This is a genomic window from Streptococcus sp. 27098_8_23, assembly GCF_041432195.1.
In the GTDB taxonomy this organism is placed as follows: Bacteria; Bacillota; Bacilli; order Lactobacillales; family Streptococcaceae; genus Streptococcus.
In genome coordinates, this window is sequence record NZ_JAPVZF010000001.1 from 719,821 (window position 1) to 736,755 (window position 16,935).

Here is a 16,935-nt window from a genome sequence, read left to right on the forward strand (position 1 = left end):
TTTTTATAGTATTCTATCTCATTCCCATTTGGGCGAGTTTTGTTTGGTATTTATTTTGATCAACTAGAAGTCCTTGTCCACCATAGATATCATAAGCATCTACCCAGTCACCAAGTTCTGGGACGGTGAGTCTTTCAATGCCATTTTGAGCACCTTCTAGGACAGATAAGCCATTGGTCAACAAGAAGCTATATGGTAGATTTGTTGATGTCATGCCAAAGACTTTTCCAAGTGCCTCTGATCCCGTAAAGAGCTTGGTTGGATCTTTGATTTGCTCAAGAACAGCCGACATGACTTGTTGCTGACGTTTGGTACGGCCATAGTCTCCCTCATCATCATCACGGAAGCGAGCGTAGTTCAGCAAGGTGGAGCCATTCATCTGCTGTTTTCCAACTTTGATAGTTTGAGTTGGGGACTCTGTCTCTGTTGCATGAAGGTCATCTCCAACTGTGGCTTCTGTCAAAGGTTGACCATTCAATGTTGAGAACTGAGCATCAATCGTTACTCCGTCAGGGAATAGGGTATCAATAGCTGTTGCAAAGGCCTGGAAGTCAACTAGGGCATAGTACTTAATATCCAAATCAAAGTTGTCTTTTAGAACCTTGCGGACCATTTCAGCACCTTTTTGCCCTTCTTGTTCCCCAAGTTCATAGGCAACATTTAGTTTGTTATCCGTTTGTTTCTGGCCATTTACAATCTTACTGTACCCGTCGATATAAACTAAGTTGTCACGCATAAAGCTGACTAGTTTGATCTTCTTATCCGATCCACTGACATTCAGTACCATGATCGTGTCAGTACGAGTTTCTGCACTATTTTGACCGATACGGCCATCTGTCCCCATGACTAGGATATTCACACCATCTTTGGTATCCTGACCGTTAAAGACCTCTACTTGAGCTGCCTTGGCGTCAGCTGGCTTATTTGTTGGATTGGCTGCTGACTGGAACCCTCTAAGAAACATGAAAATCATCCCTGCAAGCACGCATGTAATCAACAGCAGGAACCAAGTCAATATTCGTTTGAAGCGAATTCTTCTCTTTTTCTTTTTGGCTTTAGGTTGAGGAGCTACTTTTTCACGTTTCTTAGACCGGCTTCTACTGCCATAAGTCGGAAGATCAATATCTCTACCCCAAGATTCTTCTTTTTCTTCTTGGTAGGAAGGGTGAACTTCAGACTTGGGACCTGCCATTTTCTGTTGCAGATAATCAAATTCCCTCCGTTCACGGTCGTTGAGGTAATGAATATTTTTGAAGAGATAGTCATAACGTAACTGCTCGTGATGACTTAAAGGATTTTCTTTGCTCATTGACTCTCCTTTTCTATATCAGTTATGGTAAAAATCGGGTAGGTTCCCAGGATCTTGTGCTGGATTCCAATAGCTTCTAGTTCTTGTCTTGCAAAATGAACCAGTTCTTTGTCACTATAGTCTACATCGATAATGAAAAAGTATTCTCCCAAGGCTGTTTTAAGGGGGCGACTTTCAATCTTTGTTAAGTCAATCCCTCTCCAAGCAAAGGTCGAAAGTGCCTTGTAAAGAGCACCAGGTAGGTTGTCTGGTAAGGTCAAGGCCAAACTCATTTTTTCAGCTTGTGAGTTCAAAGGAATCTTCGGTATCTCTGCCCCTAACACCCAAAAACGTGTGAAATTGGCTTCCATTTCCTGAATATCCTCTGCAATCAATTCCAAGCCATATTCTTCAGCTGAACTTTTAGGAGCAATAGCTGCATAAGGCTGATCTGGATGTTCTGAAATAAAGCGAGCTGCATAGGCTGTACTGGCGGTTACCTCAATTTTGGCCTCTGGATAGTTTTTGTCGATGAATCTCTTTCCTTGAGCCAGAGCCTGAGGATGAGAAAAAATTTTCTCAATTTTTGACTGACCGGGAACCGCCATCAACTGCTGGTGAATGGGCTGAACGATTTCTGCAACTGCTTGGATGCGAGCCTGATGAAAAAGATAATCCAAGCTTTCATGCACACTTCCCTCAATGGAGTTTTCAACTGGTACTACTGAATAGTCTACCAATCCCTGTTCATAGGCCTTGATAACGTCTGTAATATTTGAAAAAGGCTCTAGTTCCTCATGTGGAAAAGCCGTTTGCACAACATGATGCGAAAAAGATCCCTTGGGACCTAGATAGGCAATTTTCATCTCAGTTCCTCTGTAATTTCCTCTGGGCTTAACTTGGTTACATCCAAAACCCGACTGGCTACTTCCTCATACCAAGCTTGTCTTTCTTTGAAAATAGCTGCCAGTTCTTCCTTACTATTATTTAGAAACAGTGGGCGCTGATTGTCCTTATCAGCTGCGATACGTTGGTAGAGGGTTTCAAAATCTGCTTTTAGGTAGATGTTTTCAGGATTGGTTTTGAGCAAGTCACGATTTCTCTGAGAAATGACGACTCCTCCGCCAGTTGACACAACTCGGTCCGTTTTTAGTAAGTCAGCTAGAACTTCTGACTCTACTTGACGAAAGGCCACTTCTCCTTTTTCAGCGAAGAAATCCGCAATGGACATGCCCAAACGTTCCTCGATTAAGGCATCCATATCGATATAGTCTGGGTCCAAGCCTCTAGCAATTGTCGACTTGCCTGCCCCCATAAATCCGAGTAATACCTTAGCCATGAATCAAGCTCTCCAAATCATCAAAGAAGCTAGGATAGCTAGTGTTGATGGCTTCTGCACGGTCAAGCTCCACTTCTCCATCAGCAACCAAGAGGGCTGCGATGGCTGTCATCATTCCAATTCGATGGTCACCAAACGTATTGACTCTAGCGCCATGAAGTCTTGATTTTCCTTTGATAATCATCCCGTCTGCTGTAGGAGTGATATCCGCCCCCATGCTATTTAAGGCATCTGTCACCACCTGAATGCGGTCTGTTTCCTTTACCTTGAGTTCCTCAGCATCCTTAATGACTGTTTCACCTTGCGCTTGTGTCGCTAAAAGGGCAATAATAGGCAATTCATCAATCAAGCGGGGAATCAAGGCTCCACCAATCTCTGTTCCTTTCAAGTCTGAAGACTCGACAGTCAAGGTTGCTGATTTAGCGACAGGATCGATTTCAGTTATTTCTAGTTTTCCACCCATGGCGCGAATGACATCAATAATACCAGTACGAGTTTCGTTAATCCCCACATTCTGCAGCACCACACTAGAGTTTGGAACAATCAAACCTGCGACCAACCAAAAGGCTGCACTGGAAATATCTCCTGGAACAACTACCTTTTGTCCGATCAGTTTTTGTGGTCCTTGAACTGTGATTTTTTTGCCATCCACACTTAAATGGCCACCAAATTGCTGTAGCATATCTTCGGTGTGGTTACGAGTACATTCTTTCTCGATAATAACGGACTCCCCCTGAGCCTGCAAGGCTGCAAACATCAAGGCTGACTTGACCTGAGCAGAGGCGATTGGCAACTCATAGTGAATAGGTGTAAGTTTTTTCGTCCCTTTTAAGTGAAGAGGGGGCAGGTCTCGCTCAGTTTGCCCTGAAATACTGACGCCCATTTTTTTCAATGGAATCGTCACACGGTCCATAGGACGTTTAGAAAGACTGTCGTCTCCGAACATCTCTACTTCGAAGTCTGCACCAGCAAGGACACCTGAAATCAGGCGAATCGAGGTGCCAGAATTCCCCATATCCAAGGCATTTTGTGGCGCTTTTAAGCCATCCATGCCAACACCTTGAATGGTGATAACCCCATCTTTATCCTCAATTTCTACACCAAGATCACGAAAAACCTGCATGGTTGAAAGCACATCCTCTCCACGCAGAATATCATAAACCTTAGTCTCGCCCTCAGCCAAACTTCCAAAAATAATCGAACGATGGCTGATAGACTTGTCACCTGGAACCCGGATACTGCCATGTAAGTGGCGAATGTTTGTTTTTAGTTTCATAGTTGACCTCATACTTGCAATACTTTTTCTTATTTTATCACAAAAAAGCCAGAAATTCCTGAAATTTCTGGCTTTTATACAGATAAAATACTATTTCAATAATTCTGAAACAGGTTCAAAGACAATTTTCTCAATGTCCGAAAGGTAAATGGACAATTGTTGCTGTTTGGCAAAGAAATCTGACAAAAGAGCGTTCTCTTGGATTTGCTTACTGAAAGACTGCATCTTTTCTTGGAAAGAGGCGTCTGGCATTTGTCCCGTTTGCGCCATGACTTGGATTTCTTGTTGGAAAGCAAGGTAGTCTGCAAAAATCTTGCTAGCTTGTTCATCAGCTTGGATGGCATCTTTTGCTACCTTGACCGCCTTGTATTCTGGTAATTCGCGTAACCCGCGGCTAAGTTCATTTGCACTATCGTAAATATTTGACATGATTTTCTCCTTATTTGATGACGACTGTATAGTCCGTATTTTCTGTAATTAAGCGTTCAGCTCGTTCTAAATCTTGAGCATTTTTAAAGGAAATTTGTAGAATACCGTGAATATCCTCACGGTTTTCTTCGTTGATGTGGATATTAACCAAAGAAGTCCCACGTAGCAATTCCAAAATTCGCAAGATGACATCTTCTTCATCGGGAACATCGACATAGAGGTCGTAAGAGCTATCCACACCACCACGCTTATGTATTTCCATGGCCTGACGTTGCGCACGCGCTTGGTTGAAAAAGTTCCAGATTTGCTCTTCATCTCCCCTGCTGATGGCCTGACCAATCGCTTCCAAGCGTTCCTTGAAATCCGCAATTCGCTCTAGAATAGTCTCACGGTTAGACAAGAGAATAGAAGTCCACATACCTGGCTCGCTTTCCGCAATGCGAGTCATATCTCGAAATCCACCCGCCGCAAAGCGTCTTGCCATCTCATGTTCTTGAGCATAAACTGCTGTTTGTTCCATGAGACCTGATGCCAAGATATGGGGAAAATGGCTAATCTGTGAAGTTACTTGATCGTGCTCCTTGGCATCAATTTCAATGAAACGAGCATGGAGGCCTGAAAGTAGGTCCTTCATTTCTGAAAGGGTTTCTGGAGAGGTCAAGCTAGATGGAGTAAAGATATAGTAGGCATTTTCAAAGAGATTAACATCGGCAGAGGCAGCTCCTGTCTTGTGGCTACCAGCCATGGGATGAGCCCCGACAAAACGAATTGACTTGCCAGCCAAATATTCCTCCGCCACTTCCACAATGGCAACCTTGGTTGAGCCCGCATCCGAGATAATGACGCCTTCTTTCAAGTTCAAACCTGCCAACTCCTGAATAAAAGCAATGGTCTGCTTGATTGGCAAGGTCAAGATGATGACATCTGCCAGAGGAGCAAAACTGGCAAAATCATCCGTCGCACGGTCAATCATCCCCCGCTCCAAGGCAATATCTCTAGAAGCCTGACTGCGATTATAACCTAGAATTTCATAATCAGGATGATCGCGTTTGATACCAAGCGCCATCGAGGCACCAATCAAACCGAGACCTGCGATATAGATGGTTTTTGCCATAGGAACTCCTTAATAGTTCTTTGTATACTCACGGTGTTTGGTTACCGCTTCTTTTAATTCCTCTAGGTTGTCCGATGAAAATTTTTCAAGGATTTCTTGCGCCAGAACCGTTGCTACAACAGCTTCCATGACTACCCCAGCTGCTGGCAGAGCGGTCGGATCACTTCTCTCCACGGTTGCCTTGTAAGGTTCGTGGGTTTCGATATCCACACTCATAAGTGGTTTGTAAAGAGTGGGAATGGGTTTCATAACTCCACGAACAACAATTGGTTGCCCATTGGTCATACCACCTTCAAAACCACCTAGATTATTGGTACGACGAGTATAGCCGTCTTCTTTAGACCAGAGAATTTCATCCATAACTTGGCTGCCTTTGCGGTAACCAGCTTCAAATCCAAGACCAAATTCCACCCCTTTAAAGGCATTGATAGAAACAACTGCTTGGGCCAATCGCGCATCCAATTTTCTGTCCCATTGGACATAGGAGCCAAGGCCAACTGGAACGCCTCCGACGACTGTCTCTACAACCCCACCGATGGTATCACCGTCACGTTTGATTTGGTCAATATAGTCCTTGATTTCCTGTTCCCGCTCTTGGTTGACAATAGAAACTTCAGACTGGGCAGCTCGTTCCTTAATCTCAGCCACTGTCAGATTTTCAGGTACATCGATTTCCTTGCCACCAAAGACCACGACATGGTTGGCAATCTCCATATTTAGCTCAGCCAAAAGTCGTTTGGCTACTGCCCCAACAGCCACTCGCATGGTGGTTTCACGGGCAGATGACCTCTCCAAGGAATTTCGCAAATCATCAAAACGGTACTTAATGCCCCCAACTAAATCGGCATGACCTGGGCGAGGATGGGTAATTTTTCTCTTGCTTTTAAGGCGGTCTTCAATGTCCTCAGCAGACATGATATCCAGCCATTTTTGGTGGTCCTTATTGATGACATCCATGGTAATAGGTGCCCCTGTCGTCTTCCCGTGACGAACGCCCGAAGTAAAGACAACCTGGTCACTCTCAATCTTCATACGGCCACCACGACCGTAGCCACCCTGACGGCGTTTAAGGTCTCCATTAATATCCTCTGCTGTCAAAGGAAGTCCAGCTGGAATTCCTTCAATAATAGCCGTCAAACGGGGGCCGTGTGATTCTCCTGCAGTTAAATATCTCATACGTTCTCCTTATTTTACCAAGTAGTCTTTCATCTCTTCCAGAGAAACTGGGTGAATGGTCGCTGAACCAAGCTCTGGAACTAAGACCAATTTCAAGGTGTTTCCACGCGCTTTTTTATCATGAGTCAAAGCTTGATAAAGTTTGTCAACATCCCAGTTTTCATAATCAACAGGCAAGCCAAATTTCTGGCACATCTCTGTAATGGACTGGGTTATTCCTTCTGGCATGAGGCCTTTTCCCTCAGCAACCTTGGAAATCTGAACCATGCCCATAGCCACAGCTTCTCCATGCATGACCTTGCCATAACCGGCAGTTGCTTCAATAGCATGACCAATAGTGTGCCCAAAATTGAGGTAAAGACGAACACCGTTATCCAACTCATCTTCGACCACCATCTTGCGCTTAACCTGACAAGAATGTTCAATCAAAGTCTCTGCATGTTCCAAAATGCTCTCTACAGAACCATCTAGCTCCATCAAGAGAGCCCACAGTTCTGGATCCTCAATCAAGCCGTACTTGATAACCTCGCCCATCCCCTCAATCAGCTCTCTTTTTCCAAGCGTTTCTAGGACAAGCGGGTCAATCAGAACCCCATCTGGTTGGGCAAAAGTTCCCACCATATTTTTAGCAAAAGGAGTATTGACACCCGTCTTTCCACCAATAGACGAATCAACCTGGGCTGTCAAACTAGTCGGAATCTGAACAAAGTGAATGCCCCGCATATAGGTAGAGGCTACAAAACCAGCTAGGTCCCCAACGACACCACCACCAAGAGCCACGATCCCATCGCTACGAGTCAACCCCTGCTTGACTAGAAATTCATAGACTTTCTGAACAGTTGTTAAATTTTTTCGTTCTTCGCCTTCTAAAAAGTCAAAAACAGCTACCTGAAAACCAGCATCTTCTAGGCTGAGTTTAATCTTCTCTGCATAGAGAGAAGCTACATGGTTATCGGTTACAATGACCACTTTTTGAGGTTGCCAGAGTTCTCGCAACCATTGACCAGCCTGAGCCAGACAACCTTTTTCAATCTGAATATCATAAGGATGATGCGGAATATCGATTCTGATTTTCATAGGAGGGTCTCCTTTTCACTATTTATATTTTTCTGTTAAGGACTGCCAAATTTCTTCTGTCGGCATTTCTTTACCTGTCCACAGTTGAAAAGCTTCAGCAGCCTGATAGAGCAACATTCCTAGACCATTGACAGCTGGATTGCCCTGCCTCCTAGCCCATTTCAAAAATGGCGTTTCAAAGGGTTGGTAAATGATATCTGCCACCAATAGAGTTTCTGGTAAGACTAAGCTCTCAGGAACTGGGGATGATTTGCCATCCATTCCTACACTGGTCGCATTGACGAGCAGGTCCGACTTGGCAATCATTTCTTGCAGTTCAGAAATATCCTCCAAAGCATACAAGTCCACTTCAAAGCCTGTCTGCTCCTGTAACTTATCTAGGTAAGGTCTTGTTTTTTCCATGGAAACTGAACGAACAAAGACTGAAATTTGACTGACGCCATCCAAAATAGCCTGTGCCAAAATGGACTTGGCCGCACCACCTGCTCCCAGAATGGTCATTTTCTTATCCGAAATTGTAAAAGAAGGCAAGCTCTTAAAGAATCCCTTGCCATCTGTATTATATCCAATTAAAGTTCCGTCTTGATTAACAACTGTGTTGACTGCCCCAATCAAACGAGCTTCATCACTCAACTCATCCAGATAAGAAATCACTTGCTCCTTGTAAGGCATAGACAGGTTGATGCCAAACATCTGGTAACGGCGAATATTGGCGACTGTTTCTGCCAAATCACCCGCTTCAATCTCCCAAGCTACATAGGCACCATTAATAGCTGTCGCCTCAAAGGCCCTATTGTGGATAAAAGGTGAAATAGAGTGTTTGATGGGATTGGCAACAACTGCAGCTAAACGTGTATAGCCATCAAGCTTCATCCAAAATCTCCCTGATTTTCTTCATGTTTGATAGCGAAATCTGACCTGGGGCACTCGCTTCATCCAGACTAGCAAATGACCAACTTGAACCCGTCACATCTGAAGTGATACGAGATACCTTGCCCATTTTCCCCATGGAAATGGTCACGTACTCTTGCTCAGGGTTGAGTGTTTTAAATCCTCGTGTGTAGTTCATCAAGTCTAAAACATCCTGCTCCGTATGGGCCATAACTGATACCTTGACCACTTTGGGAGAGAGACTGGTCAACTCAGACAAAATTTCCATCATGTTTTCAGGTGTCTCCTGGAAATTATGGTAACTCAAAACAAGATTTGGAAAATCCAACATTTCCTCAAAAACGTCCTTGTAGCTGAAATACTCAAAATCTACATAATCCGGCTGATAGAGCTGAGTAACTTCCTTGATGATTTGAACATACTCTTCTGAGGAAAGTTCGATTTCTCCTCCCTCAGCGCGTGTCCGAAGGGTAAAGACAAGTTCGCGTCCTGCAAATTTCTCAAAGATAGCGGGTGCTACCTGTAAAATAGCGTCCTTTGTAAGAAAGTCCGCACGCCACTCAATGATATCGGCATCTTCATACCTAGTAGCATCCAGTTCTTGCGCTTCTTCTAAACTTCTTGGCATTACTGAAACGATTAATTTCATCTACTAACCTTCATACTAATCACCTTGAGGTAATTACTGCTTTCATCTTTTTTATTATAGGCAAAGTCTGCTGGAAGACCATATTGGTTCAAGATCTGATACCTTCTTCCTGCAAAACCTTTATCAATTTGTTCTGTAAATTTCTGGCGGGAAACATTGGCAGCATTGGTACTGGCAATGATAATCCCTCCCGGATTTAAAATCTCTAGACTTTGGGAAATCAACTTGTGATAGTTCTTAGCTACAGAGAATGTTTGTTTTTTATTGCGGGCAAAGCTCGGCGGATCAAGCACAATCACATCATAGGTCAAGCCTTTTCGCTTGGCATACTTGAAGTACTCAAAGACATCCATGACGATAAAACGATGATTATCCGTGCTGAGCCCATTTGCCTGAAAATGAGCTTCTGACAGCTCTCTAGACCTTTTGGCCAAGTCGACAGAAGTCGTCTCACTAGCGCCTCCCATAGCTGCAGCAACAGAAAAGGCAGCCGTATAGGAAAACATATTGAGCAAGGATTTGCCCATGGCTAGACCGTCAACCAGACTCCCACGAACCTCATGCTGGTCCAGGAAAATCCCTGTCATCAAACCATCATTCATAAAGACTTGATAGAGCACGCCATTCTCAAGAACAGTAAAATAGTCTGGCGCTTCCTCACCATAAACATAGGCAGACTCGTAGTCTAGACCTTTAAAACGAATCTTCTCATAAGCCCCCAAGACCTCAGGAAAAACTTCCTTAAAAGCCTTTACGATTAGCTCACGAATTTGGTAAACAAAGGAGTTGTACCAAGAAAAAACAGCATAATCTCCATAGAGATCAACAGTCAGACCACCAAAACCATCCCCCTCTTGGTTAAAAAGGCGAAAGGCAGTAGTCAAGTCATCTTGATAATAAGGCTTTCTATCTTCCTTAGCCTTACGAAACAGGATTTCAAAAAAGGCTTGATTGAAACGAACCTTTTCCTTGCTGACCAACCAACCGATTCCCTTATTCTGTTGAGAAAGATAGGCGCTCCCTAAAAACTTCCCGTCTTGACTAAGAACTTCTACTGCCTGATCCGTCAGTTCAATATCTGTTAAATCACTTGCTTCCAAAAGAACTAGACCCTTAGCTAGCTTTTTTTCAACGCGTCTGCTGACCCTAATTCTATTCATAGCTACTATTATAGCAAATTTTGTGACAATTCTCAAAAAAGAAACCGTTTAACCATATGTACTTTAGTTTACTGAGTGTCATTTTTGTTAAAATAAGTTTATTCCATTTACTTTTCCACCAAAACATCCTTTCCCTTATAATGGAAAGAGAGATTCTATTCGCTAAAAATAGACAAAAACAGAAATGAGTATAGAATCTTGCGCAAACGTTTGCCTAGTTCTAAACTTTATGGTAGAATAAAACACAACATTGATAAGCAAGAGGAAAAACAATGCAAAATCAGACACTTATGCAATACTTTGAATGGTATTTGCCTCACGACGGCCAACACTGGGCTCGACTGACAAATGACGCAGAACACCTAGCAAACCTTGGTATCAGCCATGTCTGGATGCCACCTGCCTTCAAGGCGACTAACGAAAAAGATGTCGGCTATGGTGTTTACGATCTTTTTGACCTAGGCGAATTTCACCAAAAAGGGACTGTCCGTACCAAGTATGGGTTTAAAGAAGATTATCTTCAAGCCATTCAAGCCCTAAAGGCACAAGGAATTCAACCTATGGCCGATGTGGTGCTCAATCACAAGGCTGCTGCCGATCATATGGAAGCCTTTCAGGTTATTGAAGTGGACCCTGAGGACCGTACCGTTCAACTAAGCGAGCCCTTTACTATCAATGGCTGGACTCACTTTACTTTCGATGGTCGCCAAAACACCTACAATGACTTCCACTGGCACTGGTACCACTTTACAGGTACGGACTACGATGCCAAGCGCCGTAAGTCTGGTATTTACCTGATCCAGGGAGACAACAAAGGCTGGGCAAATGAGGAATTGGTCGATAACGAAAACGGTAACTACGACTACCTCATGTATGCTGACCTAGACTTTAAGCATCCTGAAGTCATCCAAAATATCTATGACTGGGCTGACTGGTTCATGGAAACGACTGGTGTAGCTGGTTTCCGTTTGGATGCCGTTAAGCACATCGACTCCTTCTTTATGGGCAATTTCATTCGTGATATGAAGGAAAAATACGGTCAAGATTTCTATGTTTTCGGAGAATTTTGGAATCCAGATAAAGAAGCCAATCTAGACTATCTTGAAAAGACAGAAGAACGCTTTGACCTTGTCGATGTTCGTCTCCACCAAAACCTCTTTGAAGCCAGTCAAGCTGGAGCAAGTTACGACCTTCGTAACATTTTCACAGATAGCTTGGTTGAACTCAAGCCTGACAAAGCAGTCACTTTCGTTGACAACCATGATACCCAACGAGGACAAGCCCTTGAGTCTACTGTTGAAGAATGGTTCAAGCCAGCAGCCTATGCCCTCATTCTATTACGCCAAGATGGTCTTCCATGTGTCTTTTACGGAGACTATTACGGCATTTCAGGGCAATTTGCTCAACAAGATTTCAGAGAAGTTCTTGATCGTCTCCTAGCCATCCGAAAAGACAGGGCCTATGGAGAGCAAACAGACTACTTTGACGATGCTAACTGTATCGGTTGGGTTCGTTCAGGTGCTGAACATCAATCTCCAATCGCTGTCCTTATCTCCAATGACCAAGAAAACAGCAAATCTATGTTTGTCGGTCAAGAATGGGCTGACCAAACCTTTGTTGACCTCCTTGAAAATCACCCAGCACAAGTTACAATCAATGCTGATGGTTATGGAGAATTTCCAGTAGCAGCGGGTTCAGTCAGTGTCTTCGCAGCAAAATAAACCTATCAGTTACAAGCCAGATCCAATCGGATTTGGCTTTTTTGTAATCACAAAAAGACCTACCCAAATGGATAGATCTTTATTGTCTTATAATTTACCTGCTACTGTATCCAAGAGTTCTTGGATTTTCGCTTGATTGCTTCCTCCTGCCATGGCCATGTCTGGTTTACCACCACCACGTCCATCAACAATTGGAGCCAATTCTTTAACCAAGTTACCTGCGTGGATATCTTTTGTCTTGCTAGCTACAAGAAGGTTCACCTTGTCACCAATAGCGGCAACTAGGACAAGCACATCAGAGTAGTCTTTTTGTTTCCAGTTATCCGCAAAGGTACGAAGGGCACCTGCATCTGATACAGAAACTTGGCTTGCAATGTAACGGTGTCCGTTGACTTCCTTCACATCCTTGAAGACATCACCTGCAGCTGCAGCTGCGGCTTTTTCTTTCAATTCTGCATTTTCTTTTTGAAGCTGACGGAGTTGTTCTTGAAGCCCTTCCACCTTGTGGGGTACTTCTTTGAGTTGAGGTGCTTTCAATGTTGCTGCGACGGCTTTCAGAGCGTCTTCTTGTTCGCGATAGGCTTCAAAGGCTTCCTTACCAGTTACTGCCAAGATACGGCGGGTTCCTGATCCGATTCCTTCTTCTTTGACAATCTTGAAGAGGCCAATCTCAGAAGTGTTGCCAACGTGGGTACCACCACAAAGTTCCACTGAGTAGTCACCAATGGTTACAACACGGACTTCTTTACCGTATTTCTCACCAAAGAGGGCCATAGCTCCCATTTCTTTAGCCGTGTCAATATCTGTCTCAACAGTTTCTACAGCAATTGCTTCCCAGATTTTCTCATTGACTTGCTGTTCAATGGCACGCAATTCTTCAGGAGTTACGGCTTGGAAGTGTGTGAAGTCAAAGCGAAGGAATTCAACTTCGTTCAGAGATCCTGCTTGTGTCGCATGGTGGCCAAGGATATTGTGAAGAGCCGCATGGAGCAAGTGAGTGGCTGTGTGGTTCTTCATGACACGATGACGACGATTTGTATCAATTGCCAAGGTGTATTCTTGGTTCAAAGCAAGTGGTGCAAGAACTTCAACAGTATGAAGAGCTTGTCCGTTTGGTGCTTTTTGCACATCCGTCACATTCGCTACGACATTTCCTTTAGCATCCAAGATTTGACCGTGGTCAGCTACCTGTCCACCCATTTCCGCGTAGAATGGAGTCTCTGCAAAAATAAGAGAGGCAGTTCCTTCTGAAACAGCTTCTACTTCAGCATTGTCCGCTACGATAGCCACCAACTTAGAAGGCAATTGACTAGCATTGTAGTTGAAGACACTTTCCACTGTAATGTTTTGGAGGGTTTCATTTTGCATTCCCATTGAGCCACCCTTGACAGCTGACGCACGCGCACGTTCTTGCTGCTCTTTCATGGCTGCTTCGAAGCCTTCACGGTCTACAGTCATCCCAGCTTCTTCAGCGATTTCTGCTGTCAATTCAACTGGGAATCCATATGTATCGTAGAGTTTGAAGACATCTGAACCAGCGATAACGCTTTGTCCTTTCGCTTTCAAGTCAGATACAATGGTTTCTGCAAAGTGTTGACCTGAGTGAAGGGTACGAGCAAATGACTCTTCTTCGCTCTTAACGATTTTTTCGATAAAGTCCCGTTTTTCAAGCACTTCTGGGTAGTAGCTTTCCATGATTTTTCCAACAGTTGGAACGAGTTTGTAAAGGAAAGGCTCGTTGATGCCCAATTTTTGACCATGCATGGAAGCACGACGGAGTAGACGACGAAGGACATAACCACGACCTTCATTTCCAGGAAGGGCACCATCACCGATGGCAAATGAAAGAGAACGGATATGGTCAGCAATGACCTTGAAGCTCATGTTGTCGCCGTCTTGGTCATAAACCTTACCAGATAATTTCTCAACTTCACGAATGATTGGCATGAAGAGGTCTGTTTCAAAGTTTGTCTTAGCCCCTTGGATAACTGCCACCAAACGCTCCAAACCAGCGCCCGTATCAATATTCTTGTGTGGCAATTCCTTGTACTCACTACGAGGAACAGCAGGGTCTGCGTTAAATTGTGACAAAACGATGTTCCAGATTTCGATGTAACGGTCGTTTTCGATATCTTCTGCAAGCAGGCGAATACCGATGTTTTCTGGGTCAAATGCTTCTCCACGGTCAAAGAAGATCTCAGTATCAGGTCCAGAAGGTCCCGCACCGATTTCCCAGAAGTTGTCTTCGATTGGGATCAAGTGGCTTGGATCCACTCCTACTTCAATCCAGCGGTTGTAAGAATCTTTATCGTCTGGATAGTAGGTCATGTAGAGTTTTTCAGCAGGAAAATCAAACCATTCTGGGCTTGTCAAAAGCTCATAAGCCCAAGTGATGGCTTCGTCACGGAAGTAATCCCCGATAGAGAAGTTCCCCAACATTTCAAACATAGTATGGTGGCGAGCTGTTTTTCCGACATTTTCGATGTCATTGGTACGGATAGCTTTTTGCGCATTGGTAATACGTGGGTTTTCAGGGATAATGGTTCCGTCAAAGTATTTCTTAAGGGTTGCTACCCCAGAGTTGATCCACAAAAGAGTTGGGTCATTTACAGGAACCAAGCTGACTGATGGTTCGACAGAGTGTCCTTTGCTTGCCCAGAAATCAAGCCACATTTGGCGTACTTGAGCACTAGATAGTTGTTTCATAATATCTCCTTATTTACTTGTTTAATTTGATTGGCTTTCCAGCATCTCCACATAGTCAATCGCGACACAGAGGGAAATGACCAGGTCTGCATAAGAGTCTTCATAGACGGTTACGGTGTAAGTTGAGGTCAAATGGAAAATCTCTTTCCGAATCTCGGCAACAAGCTGATCACGATCATCTAGCAATTTGAAATTCAAATCCCAGATATTGCCCTCGATACGAAGCCCTAGATCATCAAACTCATACTTATCTCGAAAGAAGGTCAACTTCTTACGAATAACGAAATTTGAACCGTTTCGTAGCTGAATAGTAAATCGAGGAAGCAAAGTGAAAAATTCTTTACTAATCTCACTGACTTGCTCACCATAGGCGTCATAGATGGTAAAGGTCTTAGGAATTTGGAAGAAAGAGCCCTCCACCTGATAGTTCACTACTCCTCTGTCATCCTTGATATCGAAGCGTTCGCCTCCAAGACGAAACTTTTGTTTCACGAGAAATGTCTTCATAAACACCTCCAAAAATCAAAAGACAAGTCCATATCACGAAGGGCGAAAAACCGCGGTACCACCTTCATTCAATGAACTTGTCATTCTCTTAATCTTATGCAATTGTTAGATTGAGCAGCATGACTTCCTACCTTAGATGGCTCGCAGCACCGCCATTTCTCTGGACTAAGATAACTGAAAATCAATTCTCAACTTTCTTATTATATCGTTTTTTGGGTTCTGCGTCAACTGGGAAAGCAGGCACATGCAATCTCATTATATGTATCATCAGCAAAAAAAGACTTATTGATAAAGTATATTATTGACGAAGTAAGTCAAGCATTTCATTATTGAGTGTTTGGTAACAAGAGAAATAGTTATCATCAATCTCAAATGTATCTTGTAAAATAAAGCGCAACGTATCTATAGTCTGTTGCAATTTCTTTGAATTGACTAGTTTACTATCAATCTCTGACAAGCCATGTGCCACCTTATTTCTCTCACCATTTAAGCTATTTATTAACTTTATGGACTTAAGTAATTCAGGAGAAACTTGATAATAAGATAGAATATTTTCATAAGATAAGAGATTTAAGGTTGACTGAGGAGAATAAATTCTTTCCTTCTCATCTTTTATACCCTTAGATTTCTTAAATTCTAGATCAATGAAATCTAAAATAGCTTCAAAATCATTGTATTCTTCATTTAACTTTGGAAAAGTACCATCATATTTGATTAAATCTGGATAATCTTTCTTTATCTTCTCCTCGATGATAAATTCTACATAAGACTTTGATTTGATTAAGACATCAGCAACCTGCCCTCTCTCTTTCAAAACTTCAATCATTAAAAAGTAATTAAGAGCTTTTTTCTCAACCTCTGTGAGTGAATATCCCTGAATATCTTTTAAAATCGCTTGAGTTTTAAATACTTTTACAAAATCATTTAATATGTCTCTTAAACGAGCTAATTTCTTTTTAGAAAGTAATTTATTGTATTCTTTTCTAGTAACTAATTCTTCCGCAGCAAGATAATCATAAGAAGAGATTAAATTTCTTAAGTGTCGCTTGATAAGAGACTGATTAAATTTTTCAGCTTCATCTTTGATTGTACGATCTTCGTAATTCTTTTGATTATCCTCGTTCTCGTAAAAAAGCTTCTGTTCATCTTCACTTGAAAGTGGTACATACTTCCTATTTGCTGATTTGTTAGGTGTTGCAACCTGTATGGCCTGCGTATTATAATCATTAATTCGATTCAAGGCAAATAAAGCAGAAATAATCTGAGGTGTCCCTGAGGAGAGATTTAAGATTAATTGATGATCTGTTCCAGAATATTTTTCTATAATCTGCCCCATCACTTCATACATTTTATCAAATAGATAGACTTCATCATTTTTCAATATGATTGATTCAATAACCACTTTAGGATGATAACCCTCTATTGAAAATAATGCTTTCTCAACTAGATTATTTTTTACTAACATTTCTTCACTATAAACCAAAACAATCTGTTCGGGTCTGTAAGTTCGAGCAATATGTAATAAAGCTGCATCTCGATTATAACTTATCGGATCTGTCGTTCCAACTGCTGAAATTAAAATTTCCAAGATATTCTACCTCT

Annotated in this window: 15 protein-coding genes; 1 reads left to right on the forward strand and 14 read right to left on the reverse strand. The window is 42.7% G+C overall.

All coding sequences use genetic code 11. From position 1 onward, the window contains the following. Positions 1–13: 13 nt before the first annotated feature. From O3652_RS03570 to O3652_RS03620, 11 genes are all read right to left on the reverse strand, one after another. Positions 14–1,309 carry an LCP family protein gene (locus O3652_RS03570; protein WP_125413517.1) on the reverse strand — a complete coding sequence of 432 codons (1,296 nt, stop codon included), beginning with the start codon at positions 1,307–1,309 and terminating at the stop codon, positions 14–16. Continuing rightward, positions 1,306–2,154, reverse strand: coding sequence for a prephenate dehydratase (gene pheA / locus O3652_RS03575; protein ID WP_000686393.1), 849 nt, complete (start codon positions 2,152–2,154; stop codon positions 1,306–1,308). The genes O3652_RS03570 and pheA overlap by 4 nt, the downstream gene beginning before the upstream one ends. Continuing rightward, on the reverse strand, positions 2,151–2,627 hold the full coding sequence (locus tag O3652_RS03580; protein ID WP_001151357.1) for a shikimate kinase: 477 nt from the start codon (positions 2,625–2,627) through the stop codon (positions 2,151–2,153). Before O3652_RS03580 ends, pheA begins: the two co-directional genes overlap by 4 nt. After that, on the reverse strand, positions 2,620–3,903 hold the full coding sequence (gene aroA, locus O3652_RS03585; protein WP_084881742.1) for a 3-phosphoshikimate 1-carboxyvinyltransferase: 1,284 nt from the start codon (positions 3,901–3,903) through the stop codon (positions 2,620–2,622). Before aroA ends, O3652_RS03580 begins: the two co-directional genes overlap by 8 nt. Positions 3,904–3,993: 90 nt before the next feature. Next, positions 3,994–4,332, reverse strand: a complete 339-nt coding sequence (locus O3652_RS03590; RefSeq protein WP_044020548.1) for a YlbF/YmcA family competence regulator — start codon at positions 4,330–4,332, stop codon at positions 3,994–3,996. Between the two features lie 10 nt (positions 4,333–4,342). After that, on the reverse strand, positions 4,343–5,446 hold the full coding sequence (locus tag O3652_RS03595) for a prephenate dehydrogenase (RefSeq protein ID WP_371590068.1): 1,104 nt from the start codon (positions 5,444–5,446) through the stop codon (positions 4,343–4,345). A 9-nt stretch (positions 5,447–5,455) separates the two neighbouring features. After that, positions 5,456–6,622 (reverse strand): chorismate synthase, encoded by a 1,167-nt coding sequence (gene aroC, locus O3652_RS03600; RefSeq protein WP_001269883.1) that lies wholly within the window; start codon positions 6,620–6,622, stop codon positions 5,456–5,458. 9 nt (positions 6,623–6,631) lie between these two features. Continuing rightward, positions 6,632–7,699, reverse strand: coding sequence for a 3-dehydroquinate synthase (gene aroB / locus O3652_RS03605; RefSeq protein WP_049478777.1), 1,068 nt, complete (start codon positions 7,697–7,699; stop codon positions 6,632–6,634). Positions 7,700–7,717: 18 nt separating this feature from the next. After that, complete coding sequence (locus O3652_RS03610; RefSeq protein ID WP_084881741.1) at positions 7,718–8,572, reverse strand: shikimate dehydrogenase; 855 nt, start codon at positions 8,570–8,572, stop codon at positions 7,718–7,720. Then, positions 8,562–9,239: a type I 3-dehydroquinate dehydratase gene (gene aroD, locus O3652_RS03615; RefSeq protein WP_000767778.1), complete on the reverse strand. Its 678-nt coding sequence runs from the start codon at positions 9,237–9,239 to the stop codon at positions 8,562–8,564. The genes O3652_RS03610 and aroD overlap by 11 nt, the downstream gene beginning before the upstream one ends. Beyond that, positions 9,236–10,399, reverse strand: a complete 1,164-nt coding sequence (locus O3652_RS03620) for a class I SAM-dependent rRNA methyltransferase (RefSeq protein ID WP_185755884.1) — start codon at positions 10,397–10,399, stop codon at positions 9,236–9,238. Before O3652_RS03620 ends, aroD begins: the two co-directional genes overlap by 4 nt. Positions 10,400–10,671: 272 nt before the next feature. Here O3652_RS03620 and O3652_RS03625 point away from each other — a divergent pair, with 272 nt between their 5' ends. Then, a complete protein-coding gene (locus O3652_RS03625; RefSeq protein WP_125413515.1) occupies positions 10,672–12,120 on the forward strand; it encodes an alpha-amylase in 1,449 nt (482 codons plus the stop codon). A gap of 87 nt (positions 12,121–12,207) precedes the next feature. On the opposite strand, the gene alaS is transcribed toward O3652_RS03625, so the two are convergent. The 3 genes from alaS to csm6 all read right to left on the reverse strand — a co-directional run bounded on the left by alaS (position 12,208) and on the right by csm6 (position 16,921). After that, positions 12,208–14,826: an alanine--tRNA ligase gene (gene alaS / locus O3652_RS03630; RefSeq protein WP_125413514.1), complete on the reverse strand. Its 2,619-nt coding sequence runs from the start codon at positions 14,824–14,826 to the stop codon at positions 12,208–12,210. A gap of 21 nt (positions 14,827–14,847) precedes the next feature. Further along, a complete protein-coding gene (locus O3652_RS03635) occupies positions 14,848–15,333 on the reverse strand; it encodes an LURP-one-related/scramblase family protein (protein ID WP_033585627.1) in 486 nt (161 codons plus the stop codon). Between the two features lie 298 nt (positions 15,334–15,631). After that, positions 15,632–16,921: a type III-A CRISPR-associated CARF protein Csm6 gene (gene csm6, locus O3652_RS03640; protein ID WP_371590069.1), complete on the reverse strand. Its 1,290-nt coding sequence runs from the start codon at positions 16,919–16,921 to the stop codon at positions 15,632–15,634. Positions 16,922–16,935 lie beyond the last annotated feature (14 nt).